Source organism: Nonomuraea coxensis DSM 45129 (assembly GCF_019397265.1).
Lineage (GTDB): Bacteria > Actinomycetota > Actinomycetes > Streptosporangiales > Streptosporangiaceae > Nonomuraea > Nonomuraea coxensis.
On the sequence record NZ_CP068985.1, the window covers coordinates 3,866,374 to 3,881,099 of the forward strand.

Annotated in this window: 14 protein-coding genes; 9 read left to right on the top strand and 5 right to left on the bottom strand. The window is 74.8% G+C overall.

What is annotated here, in order from left to right; translation table 11 throughout:
* Positions 1 to 4 precede the first annotated feature (4 nt).
* The gene (locus tag Nocox_RS18060; RefSeq protein WP_033407487.1) at positions 5 to 1,045 is read right to left on the bottom strand and encodes a DUF5685 family protein; all 1,041 of its coding nucleotides are present in this window, start codon (positions 1,043 to 1,045) and stop codon (positions 5 to 7) included.
* Between the two features lie 154 nt (positions 1,046 to 1,199).
* Between Nocox_RS18060 and Nocox_RS18065 the strand changes: the two genes are divergently transcribed.
* From Nocox_RS18065 to Nocox_RS18090, 6 genes are all read left to right on the top strand, one after another.
* The gene (locus Nocox_RS18065) at positions 1,200 to 2,114 is read left to right on the top strand and encodes an ATP-binding cassette domain-containing protein (RefSeq protein ID WP_020540007.1); all 915 of its coding nucleotides are present in this window, start codon (positions 1,200 to 1,202) and stop codon (positions 2,112 to 2,114) included.
* On the top strand, positions 2,111 to 2,938 hold the full coding sequence (locus tag Nocox_RS18070; RefSeq protein WP_020540006.1) for an ABC transporter permease: 828 nt from the start codon (positions 2,111 to 2,113) through the stop codon (positions 2,936 to 2,938). The genes Nocox_RS18065 and Nocox_RS18070 overlap by 4 nt, the downstream gene beginning before the upstream one ends.
* A gap of 37 nt (positions 2,939 to 2,975) precedes the next feature.
* Positions 2,976 to 4,175, top strand: coding sequence for a sensor histidine kinase (locus Nocox_RS18075; protein ID WP_020540005.1), 1,200 nt, complete (start codon positions 2,976 to 2,978; stop codon positions 4,173 to 4,175).
* Positions 4,166 to 4,810: a response regulator gene (locus tag Nocox_RS18080; protein ID WP_020540004.1), complete on the top strand. Its 645-nt coding sequence runs from the start codon at positions 4,166 to 4,168 to the stop codon at positions 4,808 to 4,810. The genes Nocox_RS18075 and Nocox_RS18080 overlap by 10 nt, the downstream gene beginning before the upstream one ends.
* Positions 4,811 to 4,939: 129 nt before the next feature.
* Complete coding sequence (locus tag Nocox_RS18085; RefSeq protein ID WP_020540003.1) at positions 4,940 to 5,755, top strand: transglutaminase family protein; 816 nt, start codon at positions 4,940 to 4,942, stop codon at positions 5,753 to 5,755.
* Positions 5,756 to 5,858: 103 nt separating this feature from the next.
* Positions 5,859 to 6,437, top strand: a complete 579-nt coding sequence (locus tag Nocox_RS18090; RefSeq protein WP_020540002.1) for a sensor histidine kinase — start codon at positions 5,859 to 5,861, stop codon at positions 6,435 to 6,437.
* Here Nocox_RS18090 and Nocox_RS18095 read toward each other — a convergent pair.
* Positions 6,361 to 7,650, bottom strand: coding sequence for an MFS transporter (locus Nocox_RS18095; RefSeq protein ID WP_020540001.1), 1,290 nt, complete (start codon positions 7,648 to 7,650; stop codon positions 6,361 to 6,363). The genes Nocox_RS18090 and Nocox_RS18095 overlap by 77 nt on opposite strands.
* Before the next feature lie 63 nt (positions 7,651 to 7,713).
* Here Nocox_RS18095 and Nocox_RS18100 point away from each other — a divergent pair, with 63 nt between their 5' ends.
* Entirely contained in the window at positions 7,714 to 8,685 is a 972-nt protein-coding gene (locus Nocox_RS18100) for a LysR family transcriptional regulator (protein ID WP_020540000.1), read from the top strand.
* Between the two features lie 219 nt (positions 8,686 to 8,904).
* On the opposite strand, the gene Nocox_RS18105 is transcribed toward Nocox_RS18100, so the two are convergent.
* From Nocox_RS18105 to Nocox_RS18115, 3 genes are read right to left on the bottom strand one after another with little or no spacing between them, the layout of a single operon-like run.
* Positions 8,905 to 10,422 carry an acyl-CoA synthetase gene (locus tag Nocox_RS18105; protein ID WP_020539998.1) on the bottom strand — a complete coding sequence of 506 codons (1,518 nt, stop codon included), beginning with the start codon at positions 10,420 to 10,422 and terminating at the stop codon, positions 8,905 to 8,907.
* Between the two features lie 39 nt (positions 10,423 to 10,461).
* Positions 10,462 to 11,415: an adenylate/guanylate cyclase domain-containing protein gene (locus Nocox_RS18110; RefSeq protein ID WP_020539997.1), complete on the bottom strand. Its 954-nt coding sequence runs from the start codon at positions 11,413 to 11,415 to the stop codon at positions 10,462 to 10,464.
* Between the two features lie 29 nt (positions 11,416 to 11,444).
* Complete coding sequence (locus Nocox_RS18115; RefSeq protein WP_020539996.1) at positions 11,445 to 12,188, bottom strand: FadR/GntR family transcriptional regulator; 744 nt, start codon at positions 12,186 to 12,188, stop codon at positions 11,445 to 11,447.
* A 90-nt stretch (positions 12,189 to 12,278) separates the two neighbouring features.
* Between Nocox_RS18115 and Nocox_RS18120 the strand changes: the two genes are divergently transcribed.
* Together Nocox_RS18120 and Nocox_RS18125 are read left to right on the top strand one after the other, a co-directional pair.
* Positions 12,279 to 13,775: an ABC transporter substrate-binding protein gene (locus Nocox_RS18120; RefSeq protein ID WP_020539995.1), complete on the top strand. Its 1,497-nt coding sequence runs from the start codon at positions 12,279 to 12,281 to the stop codon at positions 13,773 to 13,775.
* A 7-nt stretch (positions 13,776 to 13,782) separates the two neighbouring features.
* Positions 13,783 to 14,721, top strand: a complete 939-nt coding sequence (locus tag Nocox_RS18125) for an ABC transporter permease (RefSeq protein WP_020539994.1) — start codon at positions 13,783 to 13,785, stop codon at positions 14,719 to 14,721.
* Positions 14,722 to 14,726: the final 5 nt, after the last annotated feature.

Genomic DNA, 14,726 nt, shown 5'->3' on the forward strand with positions numbered 1-14,726 from the left:
GGCGTCAGTCGCAGCAACTGCAGCAGTTGCAGCAGTTGCCCACCTCGCAGCAGCTCCCGTCGCGGAAGTAGCAGCGGTCCTCGCAGGGGCGGCCGGAGCGCCTGCTCCAGCGCGGACGCCACAGCCCGCAGGTGAAGAACGTCGCGACCCCCGCCGCCGACTTCCTGATCCAGCCCGGCCGCTCGTAGGACGCGGTCTCGGCGAAGGCGCGGTCCACGGCCCGCCGCACCTCGGTGACCAGCAGCGCGTCCACCAGGTGCCGGTCCTCGAACGCGGCCTCGCGCAGCGCCAGCTCCAGCCCGTGGGCCGAGTCCTCGCACAGCCGCCGCGCCTCCCGCGCCGGGGTGGCGGTGACGGTCAGCGGGTTGAACGCGCCGCGCGCCTCGTCGTCCGCGCGGTCCTCGACCGCGTCCAGCAGGTGCGCGAGGCGGCCGAAGAACCGGCCCGCCTCGGCCAGCGCGGCCGCGTTGCCCGGCCGCCCGGCCAGCTCCGCGGTGTACGCGAACGCCGCCGCCACCGCCTCCTCCGTGGGCGCGGTGAGCGTGAGGATGCCCGTTCCCGGCCCGGCGGAGCGTTCCACGTCGAGCTGGCGGTCCACCGTGGCGGCCAGCGCGGCTGCGTCGAAGCCCACCCCGGCCGCGAGCCTGGCCCCGCCCTCCTGCCACCGGGCCGCCAGCCTCCGCCGGGCCGCGACCGTCCCGAACGCGGCCTCGCCGTCGGCCACGTGGTCGCGCAGCTTCCCCGCCGCCAGCACCAGCGAGACCGCCGCCGCCAGCCGGGCGCCGCCCGCCTGCGCGTCCACCACCTCCGCCGGGCGGAACCCGCGCAACGCGCACGGCCCCGCCGTCCGGCGCGGCCCCGTGCCCGGCGGGAGCTGGGCCTCGGTCAGCACGGACACGACCAGCGTGTCGTAGTTGGTGGCCAGCCGCGCCCCGTGCCCCTCCCCGTCACGCAACGTCAGGCACAACCCGCACAGGTGCGCCCGCCACGCCTGCATCAACGACGGGCAGCCGTGCGCGGCGCACGGGCGGAGAATTCCGAACACAAGACCTCACTCAGGGGATGAAGAATTCCGGCTGCCGCGCATCGTAGGGCCTGCCGCCGCTCCCCGGCATCCCCACCCTGGGGGTTTACCGCCATCGAAGTCGGCGGTCCGCCACCATGGTCGCGGTCCGCCCGCCCGCCTAGCGTGGTGCGGCGTGATCAGACTGACGGGACTGAGCAAACGGTACGGCGACCGCCTCGCCCTCGACGACCTGACCCTCGACGTACGGCCCGGCGCGGTGACCGGCTTCCTCGGGCCGAACGGCGCGGGCAAGTCGACCACCATGCGGCTGATCCTGGGCCTCGACCGGCCCACGGCGGGCACCGCGCTCGTCGGCGGCGTCCCGTACCGGCGGATCAAGAACCCTCTGCGCACGGTCGGCGCGCTGCTGGACGCGCGGGCGCTGCATCCGGGCCGCACCGGTCACGCCCACCTGGTGGCGCTGGCCCGCAGCAACGGCATCCCGCGCAGGCGGGTCGGCGAGGTGCTGGAGGCCGTCGGCCTGGCGGGCGCGGCCCACCGCAGGGCCGGGGCGCTGTCGCTGGGCATGAGCCAGCGGCTCGGCATCGCGGCGGCACTGCTCGGCGACCCCGCCGTGCTGCTGTTCGACGAGCCCGTCAACGGGCTCGACCCGGACGGGGTGCGGTGGGTGCGCGGGCTCATGCGCTCGCTCGCCGCCGAGGGCCGGACGGTGTTCGTCTCCAGCCACCTCATGAGCGAGATGCAGCTCACCGCCGACCACCTGGTGGTGATCGGCAGGGGCCGGCTCATCGCCGACGCGCCGCTCGCGGAGGTCATCGCGGGCAGCTCGCTGACGGCCGTGGTCGTCCGCACCCCGCACGCCAGGGAGCTGGCCGCCCGGCTGCGCGCCGCCGGCGTCGCGGTGACCAGGTCGGGCGAGAACGAGCTGGTCACGACCGGCGCGCCCGTCGAACGTGTCGGCGACCTGGCGCACGAGGCCGGCGTCAGGCTGCACGGGCTGCGGGTCAGGGAGGCGTCACTGGAGCAGGCCTACCACGAGCTGACCGAGGGCGACGTCGAGTACGGCGCGGGAAGGAGAGGCGCGTGAGCGCGACGGCGGGACGGGACGCGGGGGGCGGGCGCGTCCTGTGGCGGGCGGCCGGGGCCGAATGGGCGAAGCTGTGGTCGGTGCGGTCCACCTGGTGGTGCCTGGCGGCGGCGTTCGTCCTCATGGTGCTCGCCGCCGTGACCCTCGGCGGCGCGTCCGCCACCGAGGCCCTGCGCGCGGCCGGGCCGTCCGCCGCGCCCGTGGTGGCGAGCGAGGCGGCCGTGTCGGCGACGTCGTTCGCCCAGTTCGCGCTGGTCGCGCTCGCCATGCTGACGATCACCGCCGAGTACGCCTCGGGCTCGATCAGGGTCACCCTCCAGGCCGTCCCCGTGCGCGGGGTGATGCTGGCCGCCAAGGCGCTGGTGCTCGCGCCCGTGATGGCCGCGACGGGGGTGCTGGCGGGCGCGGCGGCGACCGGGGCCGTGTACGCGCTGCTGTCGATCGACGTGTTCGGCGGCCTGGTCGTCCTGCCGGTGGGCGAGGTCGTACGTGACCTGGCCGGCATCGGGGTGTACTTCGCGCTGATCGCGGTGCTCACCCTCGGGGCCGGGGCGGCGCTGCGCAGCGCCGCCGGGACGCTGACCGTCGTGTTCATGCTGCTGATGGGGCTGCCGCTGCTGCTGCTGATGACCGGCAGCGGGCCGGCGGTGGCGTTGTCGCTGCGGATGCCGCTGTTCGCGGGGCTGGCGTTCATGGGCAGCACGGACAACATGACCGGGGGGCCGATCCCGTATTCGGCGGGGGAGGGCCTGGCCTGGCTCGTGGCCTGGACGGCGGTGGTCCTCGCCGCCGGTCACGCGGTCCTGCGCCGCCGCGACGCCTAGACTGCGACGCTGGATCGCGCGGTGAGGGAGTGAGCAGGTGAGCTGGGGTGCGAGCACCGCCACCGGACGCCCTTCCGCCGTGCGGGCGCCCTTCGGGGTGCTGCTCGGCACGGTCACGGGCGTCGCCGGGCTGGCGCTGATCTGCGTGGGCTGGCCCGCGCTCCTCGTCCCCGCGGCCCGTCCCGCCGCCGGGCGGACGGTCGCCCGGCTGGCGGCGCTGGAACGGGCCAGGCTCGCCCGCTGGTACGGCCACGAGAGCACAGGGGAGGGCGGGCTCGGATTCGTCGCCGCGCGGGCCGCGGTGGGCGCGCTCGCCGGGTACGCCTGCTTCAACGCGCTGTTCCTCGCCGTCCTGCTGCTGCTCGGCGGGCTGTGGGACCTCGTGCGGGGCGGCTCGGAGCCGGTGCCGGTCACGCTGCCCGGCGTCCGCGTCGTGACCAGCAGCGGAGCGCTCGGCCTGACCGCCGGGCTGGCCGCGCTGACCCTGACCGCCCTGCTGTTCGTGGCCGCCGCCGCGCTCGACCGGGCCGTCGCGGCCCGCTTCCTCGGCCCCGGCCGCCAGGAACGGCTGCGCCGGCGCGTCGCCGAGCTGACCGCGTCCCGGACCGGCATCGTCAGGGCGGTGGACGACGAGCGCCGCCGCATCGAGCGGGACCTGCACGACGGCGTCCAGCAGCGCGGCGTCGCCCTCGCCATGCTCCTCGGCCGCGCCCGCCACCAGATCGCCTCGGACGGGGCCGCCTCCGGCGAGGCCGGCCGGGCCCGCGCCGCCGAGCTGATCGACCAGGCCTACACCGAGTCGCGCCGGCTCCTCGACGAGCTGCGCGGCGTGGCCTGGCGCATCTACCCGACCGCGCTGGACGAGCTGGGGCTGCGGGCCGCGCTCGACGGTGCCGCCGAGCGGGCCGGCGTGCCGGTCACCGTCCACTACGGGCTGGCCGGGCGGCCGGCCTCCGAGGTCGAGACCGCGCTGTACTTCGTGGCCCGTGAGGCGATCACCAACGCGGTCAAGCACGCGGCCGCCCATGACATCCTGGTGGTGCTGAGCGAGGACGAGCGGACGGTGAGCGTGGCCATCTCGGACGACGGCAGGGGCGGCGCCGACCCGGCGGGCGGCGGGCTGTCCGGCCTGGCCCGGCGGGTGCGGGCCCTCGACGGCGAGCTGACCGTGCACAGCCCGCCCGGCGGCCCCACCAGGATCACCGCCACCCTGCCGAAGGCGCCCGCATGCGGGTGATCCTCGCCGACGACTCCGTGCTGCTGCGCGAAGGGCTGACCCGGCTGCTCGACGAGGCCGGCCACGAGGTGGTCGCCGCCGTCGCCGACGCGCCCGCGCTGCTCGACGCCGTCGAACGGCACCGTCCCGACGTGGCCGTGATCGACGTGCGCATGCCGCCCACCCACCGCGACGAAGGGCTGCGGGCCGCCCTGGAGATCCGCGAGCGCCGCCCGGAGATCGCCGTGCTGGTCCTGTCCCAGTACGTCGAGCAGCACTACGCCGCCCGGCTCCTCGCCGGCTCCGCGGAAGGGCTGGGCTACCTGCTGAAGGACCGGGTCTCCGAGGTGGCCGAGTTCCTCGACGCGCTGGAACGGGTCCGGGCGGGCGGCACGGCCCTCGACCCGGAGGTCGTCCGCAGCCTCCTGGCCCGCGCCACCCGCGCCGACCCGCTGAGCCGGCTCAGCCCGCGCGAGGCCGAGGTGCTGCGCCACCTCGCCCAGGGCCTCACCAACGCCGCCGTCGCCGAGCGCCTGCACGTCTCGCTCAGCACCGTCGAGAAGCACGTCAACGCCGTCATGGACAAGCTCGACCTGCCCCGCGACCCCGGATACAGCCGCCGGGTGCTCGCCGTCCTGCGCTACCTCGGTGGCTGAGGAGCGCGCCGCCGGGCCGGAGGCCGCGGTTGTAACATCCTGTGCGGCCCGGCGAAACATACCTCTCCTACATTCCGCCGCAAGGCAGGCATCTTCGCATGCGCGGTGGAAGCACAGAGAGGCGATGGCATGGGCTGGCGCTTGAAGGTCTCCCACGTGACGCACGTGGAGTACGACGGCGAGGCGCACTCCTCCTACAACGAGGTCAGGATGACTCCGGCGCACAACGTGCTCTCCAGCCGGGTCACCGTGACCCCGTCCGTCCCCGTCTTCACCTTCGAGGACTACTGGGGGACGACGGTGACCTCGTTCGACGTGATGGAGCCGCACACGTCGCTGACGGTCGAGGCCGTGAGCAGGGTCGAGACGAGCGGCCCCGCCCGGCCCCGCCGCGCCGCGACCGGGCCGGACCCGTCGCACCAGGAGCTGCTGCGCGGGACCCCGATGACCGCGGTCGGCCCCGAGCTGGCGGAGCTGGCCAGGATCCAGACGCTGGGACGCGACCCGCACGAGACGGCCGGGGCGATCTGCGAGATGGTGGCCGCGCGGGTGGCGTGCCTGCCGGACCCGCCGGGCGTGCGGACCTCCGCGCAGGAGGCGTGGGACCTCGGCAAGGGCGCCTGCCAGGACATGGCGCACCTCACGGCGGGCCTGCTGCGCGCCGCCGGGCTGCCCGCCCGCTACGTCTCCGGCTACCTGCACCCGCGGCCCACCGCCGAGGTCGGCGAGCCCGTGGAGGGGCGGAGCCACGCCTGGGTGGAGTACTGGGCGGGGGAGTGGCTGCCGCTCGACCCGGCCGGCCGCACCTCCGTCGGCGAGGCGCACGTCGTGGTCGCCCGTGGCCGCGACTACTCCGACGTGCCGCCGCTCAAGGGCGTCCACCGGGGTCCCGCCGGCAGCCGCCAGGAGGTCAGGGTCACCCTCACCCGGCTCGCGACCGTCTGAGCCGCGCGCCACCTCAACAGCGCCTCAACACCCGCTCAACGCCGTTCCCGCATGCTGTCCCCAGCCCCGCCGGGAGCGGGGGAGCGGCGTCGAGGAGGCCACCATGACCGGCAGGATCGCGAACGGACCGGCGAGCGCCCGCGGGGGCACGCTCGCGGACGAACCGGCCGACCGGCCCGGCGACCGGCGCCCTGACGGGCCCACTGACGGGCCCACCGACGGGACCACCGGCGCGCCGGCCGACGGGCCCGCTGACGGGCTCGCCGAGCGGGTGCGGCGCTGCCTGGAGGAGTGGTCGCGGCGCGCGGGGATCGCCGTCGAGACGTGGGCCCTGCCGGCCGGCGAGGTCCCGTCGCGGGCCGCGCACGCCGTGCTTGCCGCGCTCCGCGAGGCGCTGACGCTCGCCGGGCGGGGGCGGGCGGCCGTCTCGCTCGTGTCGGTCGCGGTGACCGGCGGCGACGGCGGCCTGCGCATGACGGTCAGCGACAACGGCGCGGGCCTGCCCGTGGACGGGAGCGGCCCTGAGGTCACGGCGATGCGGGCCGCCTTCGCCGCGGCGGGCGGCACGCTCTCGGTGCACGCGGTGCCGGGCGAGGGCACGACCGTCACCGGCGTGCTGCCGCCGCGGAGAGCCGGCCGCCGCCGTCCGCGAGGGCCGTGGCGCGGGCCCGGCCGGTCGTGAGGACGACGGCGAGGGCGGCGAGCAGGAGCCAGGCCGTGGTCAACGCGATGAGCCAGGGCCACCCCGCCTGCCCGTACACCACGCTGCCCACGGTGCCGCCCGCGCCGCTGCCCAGGTAGTAGCAGAGGGTGTAGAGCCCGGCGGCCCGCCCCCGCGTACGGGGTGACGCCTGCGCGGTCACCCAGGCGTTGGCGATGGCGTGCGCCGCGAAGAACCCGGCCGTCAGCACGGCGAACCCCACGGCGACCACCGGCAGCGCCGGGTGCAGGGTGAGGGCCGACCCGGCGACGGTGACGAGCAGCGCGGCCACCAGCGCCGCCGTCCGCCCGAGGCGCCCCGCCAGCCGTCCGGCCGCCGCCGACGACATCGTGCCCATGGCGTACGACAGGAACACGAGGGACGCCGCGGCGGGGGCGAGCGACAGCGGCGGCGCCGCCAGCCGGAACCCGGCCGCGTTGTACAGCGCCACGAACGCCCCCATGGCGAGCGCCCCCACCGCGCACGGCACCCACACCCCGGCCCGGAGCCGCTCCCGCCGCCCGCCCGCCACCCGGTCCGGCGGGGTGGCGGGTGTCCCCGTCGCGCCTGTGCCTGTCGGGGCTGTGCCCGTCGTGCCCGTCCTCGGGAGGGTCAGGGCCGCGAACAGGGCGCACGCCAGCGCGAGCGCGGCCACCACCGCCAGGGACCCGTGCCAGCCCAGGGGCGCGGCGGCGAAACCGGCGCCGAGCCGGCCCAGCATGCCGCCCACCGAGTTCCCGGCGATCATCGCGCCGACCGCCGCCGCGAGCCGCTTCGTCCCCAGCGCGTCCGCCAGGTACGCCGCCGCCACCCCCGCGAACCCGGCGATCGCCACCCCCTGCACGGCCCGCATGCCGAGCAGCGCCGGGAAGGTCGGCGCGAGCGGCAGCAGCAGCCCGATGACCGCCGACACGAGCACCGACCAGACGATCACCCGCCGCCGCCCCGCCCGCTCGGCCAGCGCCGCGACCGGCAGCACGGCGACGGCGAGCGCCCCGGTGGCCACGCCGACGGCCAGGGACGCGCTCCCGGGGTCCAGCCGGAACCCCTCGGCGAGCTGCGGCAGCACCGGCTGAGGCGCGTAGAGCAGCGCGAACGACGACAGCCCGCCGGCCGCGACGGCCGCGCTGACCCGCCGGGTTCCGCCGGCGTCCTGCGCGTCGTCACGAACCTGCTGCCGTGCATGGAGGACCATGCCGTCAACGCTAAGCAAAGCTAATAAATGCGTCCAATACCGCGATAAGCGATAATTCATACCGTGACGTATGAATCGGCCGAGGCCGCCGACGACCGGCTGGCCGCCCGCCTGGCGCCCGCCCTCGCCCTCCTCGCCGCCGTCGGCGAGACCGGCCACGTGACCCGCGCCGCCGAGCAGCTCGGCATCCCGCAGCCCACCGCGAGCCGCCGCCTCGCCGCCCTGTCCGACCTGGTCGGCGCGCCGCTGGTGCTCCCGTCCGGCCGCGGCATCCGGCTCACCAGGGCGGGCCGCACGCTGGCCGCCGCGTCGGGCCGCGCGCTCGGCGCGGTCGCCACGGCCGCCCGCGAGGTGCGGGAGGAGATCGACCCGGCCAGCGGGCGCGTCGTCCTCGGCTTCCTGCACCTGCTCGGCCGCACGCTCGTGCCGTCGCTCATCCGGCGGTTCCGCGAGCGCAACCCCGGTGTGCGCTTCAGCCTGGCCCAGGGCTCCCGCCAGGACATGCTGCGCGCCCTCCGGGAGGGGGACATCGACCTGGTCTTCGTCGCCCCCATGCCGTCCGGCGACCCTGACCTCGCGGGGCGGCCGCTCGCCGAGCAGGAGCTGGTGCTGTCCGTGCCGCCGGGGCACCGCCTCGCCGGGCGGGCACGGGTGCGGGCCGCGGAGCTGGAGGGGGAGGAGCTGGTGACGATGGAACACGGGTACGGGCTCCGGCAGATCACCGACGACCTGTGCGCGGCGGCCGGGTTCGAGCCGCGGATCGCCTTCGAGGGCCAGGAGTCGGAGACCGTCCGCGGCCTGGTGGCGGCCGGCCTCGGCGTGGCCGTCCTCCCGCGCACCGACCCCGGCCAGGGCGGCTCCGGGGTCGTGGACGTCCCCCTGTCGCCGCCGCTGTTCCGGACGATCGGGGTGTGCTGGGTGGCCGGCGAGCGCCTGACGCCCGCCGCCCGAGCCTTCCGCGACCACGCCCGCGCCGCGACCCTGGACCTCGGCCCGGGGTTCCGCCCGCCCACCGTCCAGGGCACGGCAGACTGACCCCATGACGGACGACACCCCGGCCATCACCCAGGGCTCGCAGGACGGGGACCCGGCCGCGCCGGCACGCTCACCTGGCGGCACATCCTGGCCGAGGAGGTGCTGGAGGCGTTCGCCGAGACCGACCCCGCCCGGCTGCGGGCCGAGCTGGTCCAGGTCGCGGCCGTCGCCGTGAAGTGGGCCCAGGCCCTCGACCGCCGCCCCTGACGGGGGCGGGCGTCAGAACCCGTCGCGCAGCTCCCGCTTCAGCACCTTCCCCGAGGCGTTCTTCGGCAGGGCCGCCACGAACGCCACCCGCTTCGGCGCCTTGAACGGCGCCAGGCGCTCCCGCAGGAACGCGACCAGCTCCTCCTCGGTGAGCGAGGCCCCCTCGCGCACCACCACGGCGGCGGTCACCGCCTCGATCCACCGCTCGTCCGGCACCCCGAACACGGCCGCCTCCGCCACCGCCGGATGCTGGTAGATGGCCTCCTCGACCTCCCGGCTCGCCACGTTCTCGCCGCCGGTCTTGATCATGTCCTTCTTGCGGTCGACCACGGACAGGTAGCCGTCGGCGTCCATGACGCCGAGGTCGCCGCTGTGGAACCAGCCGCCGCGGAACGCCTCGGCGGTCTTCTCGGGGTCGTTCCAGTAGCCGAGCATGGCGTGCGGGCTGCGGTGCACGATCTCGCCCACCACGCCGGGCGGCACCGGCCGGTCCTCGTCGTCGACGATCCTCGTCTCGACGTTCAGGGCGGGCCGGCCCGCCGAGCCGAGCCGGATGAGCTGCTCGTCGGGCCCGAGGATGGTGGCGACGGGCGCCATCTCGGTCTGGCCGTAGAAGTTGAACAGCCGCACCTGCGGCAGCCGCGCCGCGATCTCCTTCAGCACCTCCACCGGCATGATGGAGGCGCCGTAGTAGCCCTTGCGCAGCGACGACAGGTCGCGCCGGTCGAAGTCGGGGTGGCGCAGCAGGCCGATCCAGACCGTCGGCGGGCAGAACAGCTTGGTCGCCCGCTCGGCCTCCACGGCGGCGAGGATCGCGCCGGGGTCGGCGCCGGGCAGCACGATGTTGGTCGCCCCGAGGTAGATGCCGGGCGTCAGGAAGCAGTGGAGCTGGGCGCAGTGGTAGAGCGGCAGGGCGTGCACCTCGACGTCGTCGTGGCGCATCTCGCCGTCCACGACGCAGGTCACGTACTGGGCGATGAGGCCGCGGCTGGACAGCGTCGCGCCCTTGGGCCGCGACTCGGTGCCGCTGGTGTACATGAGCTGGATCGGGTCGTCGTCGGCGATGTCGGCGGACGGCTCGCCGTCGTCGTCGTGCGCCTCCCACGCGGCGAAGGGCTCCCACCCCGCGTACGAGCCGATCACCCCGCGCACCCGCACCCGCTCGCCGGCCGCCGCCGCGGCCACCGGGGCCAGCGCCTCCTCCACGAGCAGCCCGATCGCGCCGGAGTGCTCCAGGATGTAGCCGACCTCGTCGGACTTCAGCATGAAGTTGATCGGCACGGAGACGGCCCCCAGCCGGGCCAGCGCGAAGTACGCGATCACGAACGCGTCGTTGTTGTGGCTGAGCACGGCGAACCTGTCGCCCTTGCCGACGCCCCGCGCGGCCAGGGCGTTGGCCACCCGGTTCACGGCGCGGTCGAGGTCGGCGTAGCTGTGCCGCCGGTCGCCGTGGACGAGGGCGGTCTTGGCGGGGTGACGGGCGGCCGAGCGCCGCAGCAGGTCACCGATGGCATGCCGGCGAGTGGTCAAGGGGCACCCCTCAAAAGAGCAGAACGATGTTCGGTGATCCTAACCCCGCGTCACGGTGAACGGCGCGAGCTCGCCCAGCCCCCGCACCGACAGCCGGTTGACCTCGCGCAGCCGGAAGGCCCCGTCGCCCTCCAGCTCCTCGGCCATCTCCGGACCGGCCAGGATCGTTCCAGGGAGCGCCAGCGCGGTCAGCCGGCTGGCCAGGTTGACCGTGGTGCCGAACACGTCGCCCATCCGCCAGGTCACCGGTCCGGTGGCGAGCCCCACCCGCAGCTCCGGCATGCCCTTCGAGCGCGGGTGCTCCACCAGTCGCAGCGCGATCTCGGCCGCCACGTGCGCCTTGTCGGCCACGAACAGCACCGAGTCGCCGAGCGTCTTGACCACCCGGCCGCCGCTGGAGGTGACGATGTCGGCCGAGCGGCCCTCGAACCTGTCGATCAGCCGGGCCAGCTCGCTGCCGGTGATCTGCCTGCTCAGCCGGGTGAAGGCCACCAGGTCGGCGAAGCCCACCGACAGCCGCACGGCGCTCATGTCCTGCTCGGCGATGCGGCCCGCGGCCGCGGCGAGCTGCCGCTGCCAGGCGTAGACCAGCAGCCGCGCCAGGTCCGGCACCACCTTGCCGGCCCGCCGCCGCCAGGCCCTCGGCCGGTCGGCGAGCGGCACCCCGGCCTGGTCCAGCTCCTCCACGCCCAGCTCGGCCTGCGACTCGGCGAGCCGCGCCGTGGCCCGGCCGAGCGAGCGGGCCAGCAGCAGCACGTGCTCCTCGTCGTAGAGGCCGGAGCTGACCATGCCGATCATGGTCTTCAGCGCCTCGACGTCGGAGTCGGTGAACTCCACGGCGTCGTCGGCCACGTTCGCGAAGCCGAGGGCGCGCCAGAACCGCCGCGCGCGATAGACCGGGACCCCCGCCATCTCGGCGACCTGGTGGCTGGTGTATCGGCGCGGCTCGCGCAGAAACGCCTCGATCAGCCCGTCCCCATCCACGCGCGCCACGGGGGAAACATAACACCCTGTGGGGCAAATCACTCCAGAAGCGCCCTTAGGGCGGCGCGTTCCTCTGCGGGAAGATGCCCCGCGTAGTAGTCGTACATCGACTGCCGGGTCAGCCGGGCGGCCAGCGGGCCGTCGCCGGCGCGCAGGGCGGCGATGACGTCCTCGTGGTGGGCGACGCTCCTGCGCATCAGCGCCTCCTGGTCCGGCGTCTGCGCGAGCTTGTCCTCGATGAGGCCGACCACGACCGCGCGGACCACGTCCGTGCAGACCTCGACGAGCTTGTTGCCGCCGGCCCGCGCCACCGCGTCGTGGAAGGCCACGTCGGCCGCGCCGAAACCGGCGCCGTCGGCCGCCTTCATGGCCTCCACGGCCGCCGCCATCTCCGCCAGGTGCTCCTCGGTGCGCCGGTGCGCGGCGAGCAGCACCGCCGCCGCGTCCATCACCATCCGGAACTGCACCAGCTCGCCCAGCGACAGCTCCGACACCCGGGCCAGCGTGGTCATCGACTTCTTCAGCGCGACGGGGGAGAACGGCAGCACCTCCGCGCCGTTGGGGTCGCCGGGCCGCGAGCGGACCAGGCCGCGCGCCTGCAGCACCCGCAGCGCCTCGCGCACCGTGGAGCGGCTGACCGAGAACTGCACCATCAGCTCCCGCTCGCTCGGCAGCCGCTCGCCCGGGGTCAGCGCCCCGCTCTCCACGGCCTCCTCGATCTGCTCCACCACCCGCTCGTACGCCCGCACGGTGCGCACCGGCTCGAACCGCGGACCACCCATGGAGACGCCCCCTTGACCCGAACCGCCGCACACTGGCAGTGTGCGTAGCCTACTGGTCAGACCAGTGCACTAGCCAGGAGGCTGCAAGACATGAGGCGCATCGGGATCTGGATCGCCGTGGGCGGTCTCCTGCTGAGCACCGCCGCGTGCGGCGGCGGCTCCGGAGGCGGCTCGGGCACCGGGGGCACGCCCAAGGCCCAGTCGCTGTCGGTCGGTTTCGTCGCCGAGCCCGCGAACCTGGACTTCACCTCCACCGAGGGCGCCGCGATCCCGCAGGCGCTGCTCGTCAACGTCTACGAGGGCCTGGTCAAGCTCGACCAGGACGGCAAGATCGTCCCCCTGCTGGCCGAGAAGTGGGACGTCTCCGCCGACCGCAGGACCTACACCTTCACCCTCCGCCCCGGAGTGACGTTCAGCAGCGGCGCCCCGTTCACCGCCGACGACGTCGTCTTCTCCCTCGACCGGGTCAGGACCGACTGGAAGCTCAAGATCAAGACCCAGCTCGACGTCGTCGACAAGGTAGAGAAGAAGGACGACGCGACCGTCGTCGTCACCCTCAAGCGCCCCAGCAACGGCTTCCTGTACGCGATGGCGACCAGGCTCGGCGCGATGTTCAGCCGCACCGGCGTCGCCGACCTGCCCAACAAGCCCGTCGGCACCGGCCCGTACGTGCTCGGCGAGTGGCGGCGCGGCGACTCGCTCCGGCTCGACGCCAACCCCTCCTACTGGGGGACGAAGCCGGCCCTGTCGTCGGTCACGCTGAAGTACTTCAAGGACGCCACGGCGATGAACAACGCGCTGCTCACCGGCGGCATCGACGTCATCTCCAGCGTCCAGGCCCCCGAGTCGCTGCAGCAGTTCGCCGACCCCGGCCGCTTCCAGGTCATCGAGGGCACCACCAACGGCGAGGTCGTGCTGTCCATGAACAACGGCCGCCCGCCGTTCAGTGACAAGAGCGTGCGCCAGGCCGTCCGGCACGCGATCGACCACAAGGCGCTGCTCGACACCGCCTGGGCCGGGCGCGGCCAGCTCATCGGCTCGATGACGCCCCCCACCGACCCCTGGTACGAGGACCGCACCGGCGACTACCCCTACGACCCGGCCAAGGCCAAGGAACTGCTCGGCGGCAAGACCTACACCGTCAAGATGCGCATCCCCAACCTGCCGTACGCGGTGGCGAGCGCCCAGGTCGTCAAGTCGCAGCTCGCGCAGGTGGGCGTCACGGCCGACATCGAGCCGCTGGAGTTCCCCGCCCGCTGGCTCGACCAGGTGTTCACCAAGGGCGACTACGACTTGTCCATCATCAACCACGTCGAGCCCCGCGACATGGGCATCTTCGCCGACAAGTCCTACTACTTCCGCTACGACAACCCCGAGTTCGGCAAGCTCCTCGCCGCCGCCGACGAGGGCACCGAGCAGGAGCAGACCGACGACCTCAAGCAGGCCGCCAAGCTGCTGTCCGACGACGCCGCCGCCGACTGGCTCTTCCTGTTCCCCAACCTGATCGTGGCCAAGAAGGGCGTCACCGGCCTGCCGCAGAACGCCATCGCCGAGTCCTTCGACTTCACCGCGCTCGCCAAGCAGTGACCCCCGCATGACCCTCTACCTGGTCAGACGCCTGGCGGTGCTGGTGGCGAGCACCGCCGTGGCGGGGGTCGTCGTCTTCGCCTTCATGGCGCTGCTGCCGGGCGACCCGGCCGAGATCGCCCTCGGCGTCAACGCCACCCCCGAGGCCGTCGCCGAGCTGCGCGCCAGGTTCGGCACCGACCGGCCCCCGGCCGCGCAGTTCCTCGACTGGTTCGGCGGCCTCGCCCAGGGAGACTTCGGCACCTCCTACGTCTCCAGCGCCCCCATCGGCCCGCAGATCTCCGACCGGCTCGGCGTCACCGCCGTGCTCGTGCTCGGCGGCATGGCCGTCGCGCTGGCCGTCGCCGTCCCGCTCGGCACCTACGCGGCCGTCCACCACCGCGACCCGCTCGGCGCCGCCATCAGCGCCCTCAGCCAGGTCGGCATCGCCGTCCCCGCGTTCCTCGCGGGCATCCTGCTGGTGTTCGTCTTCGCCGTACGGGCCCAGGCGCTGCCCTCGGGCGGCTACGTCCCGCTCGCCGAGGACCCGGTCGAGTGGCTGCGGAGCCTGCTGCTGCCGTGGCTGTCGCTCGGCCTCGTGCAGGGCGCCGTCCTGACCCGCTACGTGCGCAGCGCCGTCCTCGACGTCATGCGCGAGGACTACCTGCGCACCGCCCGCGCCAAGGGCCGGGGCCGCACCGGCGCGCTGTGGCGGCACGGCCTGCGCAACGCCTCCATCCCCGTCGTCACCGTGCTCGGGCTGCAACTGGCCACGCTGCTCATCGGCGCGGTCGTGGTCGAGCGGGTCTTCGTCATCCCCGGGCTCGGCGACCTGCTGCTCAACGGCGTCGCCGGGCGCGACCTGCTGCTCGTCCAGGGCGTGGTGATGGTGCTGGTGGCGGCCGTGCTGCTGATCAACTTCGTGGTGGACGTCGCCTACCGCCTGCTCGACCCGAGGCTGCGATGAGAGGG

What these genes read in the sequence shown, in the direction of transcription:
- Nocox_RS18090 (WP_020540002.1), top strand. Translation starts at nt 5,859, where the DNA reads ATGACCGGCAGGATCGCGAACGGACCGGCGAGCGCCCGCGGGGGCACG.
- Nocox_RS18085 (WP_020540003.1), top strand. Translation starts at nt 4,940, where the DNA reads ATGGGCTGGCGCTTGAAGGTCTCCCACGTGACGCACGTGGAGTACGAC.
- Nocox_RS18080 (WP_020540004.1), top strand. Translation starts at nt 4,166, where the DNA reads ATGCGGGTGATCCTCGCCGACGACTCCGTGCTGCTGCGCGAAGGGCTG.
- Nocox_RS18095 (WP_020540001.1), bottom strand. Translation starts at nt 7,650, where the DNA reads ATGGTCCTCCATGCACGGCAGCAGGTTCGTGACGACGCGCAGGACGCC.
- Nocox_RS18125 (WP_020539994.1), top strand. Translation starts at nt 13,783, where the DNA reads ATGACCCTCTACCTGGTCAGACGCCTGGCGGTGCTGGTGGCGAGCACC.
- Nocox_RS18120 (WP_020539995.1), top strand. Translation starts at nt 12,279, where the DNA reads ATGAGGCGCATCGGGATCTGGATCGCCGTGGGCGGTCTCCTGCTGAGC.
- Nocox_RS18115 (WP_020539996.1), bottom strand. Translation starts at nt 12,188, where the DNA reads ATGGGTGGTCCGCGGTTCGAGCCGGTGCGCACCGTGCGGGCGTACGAG.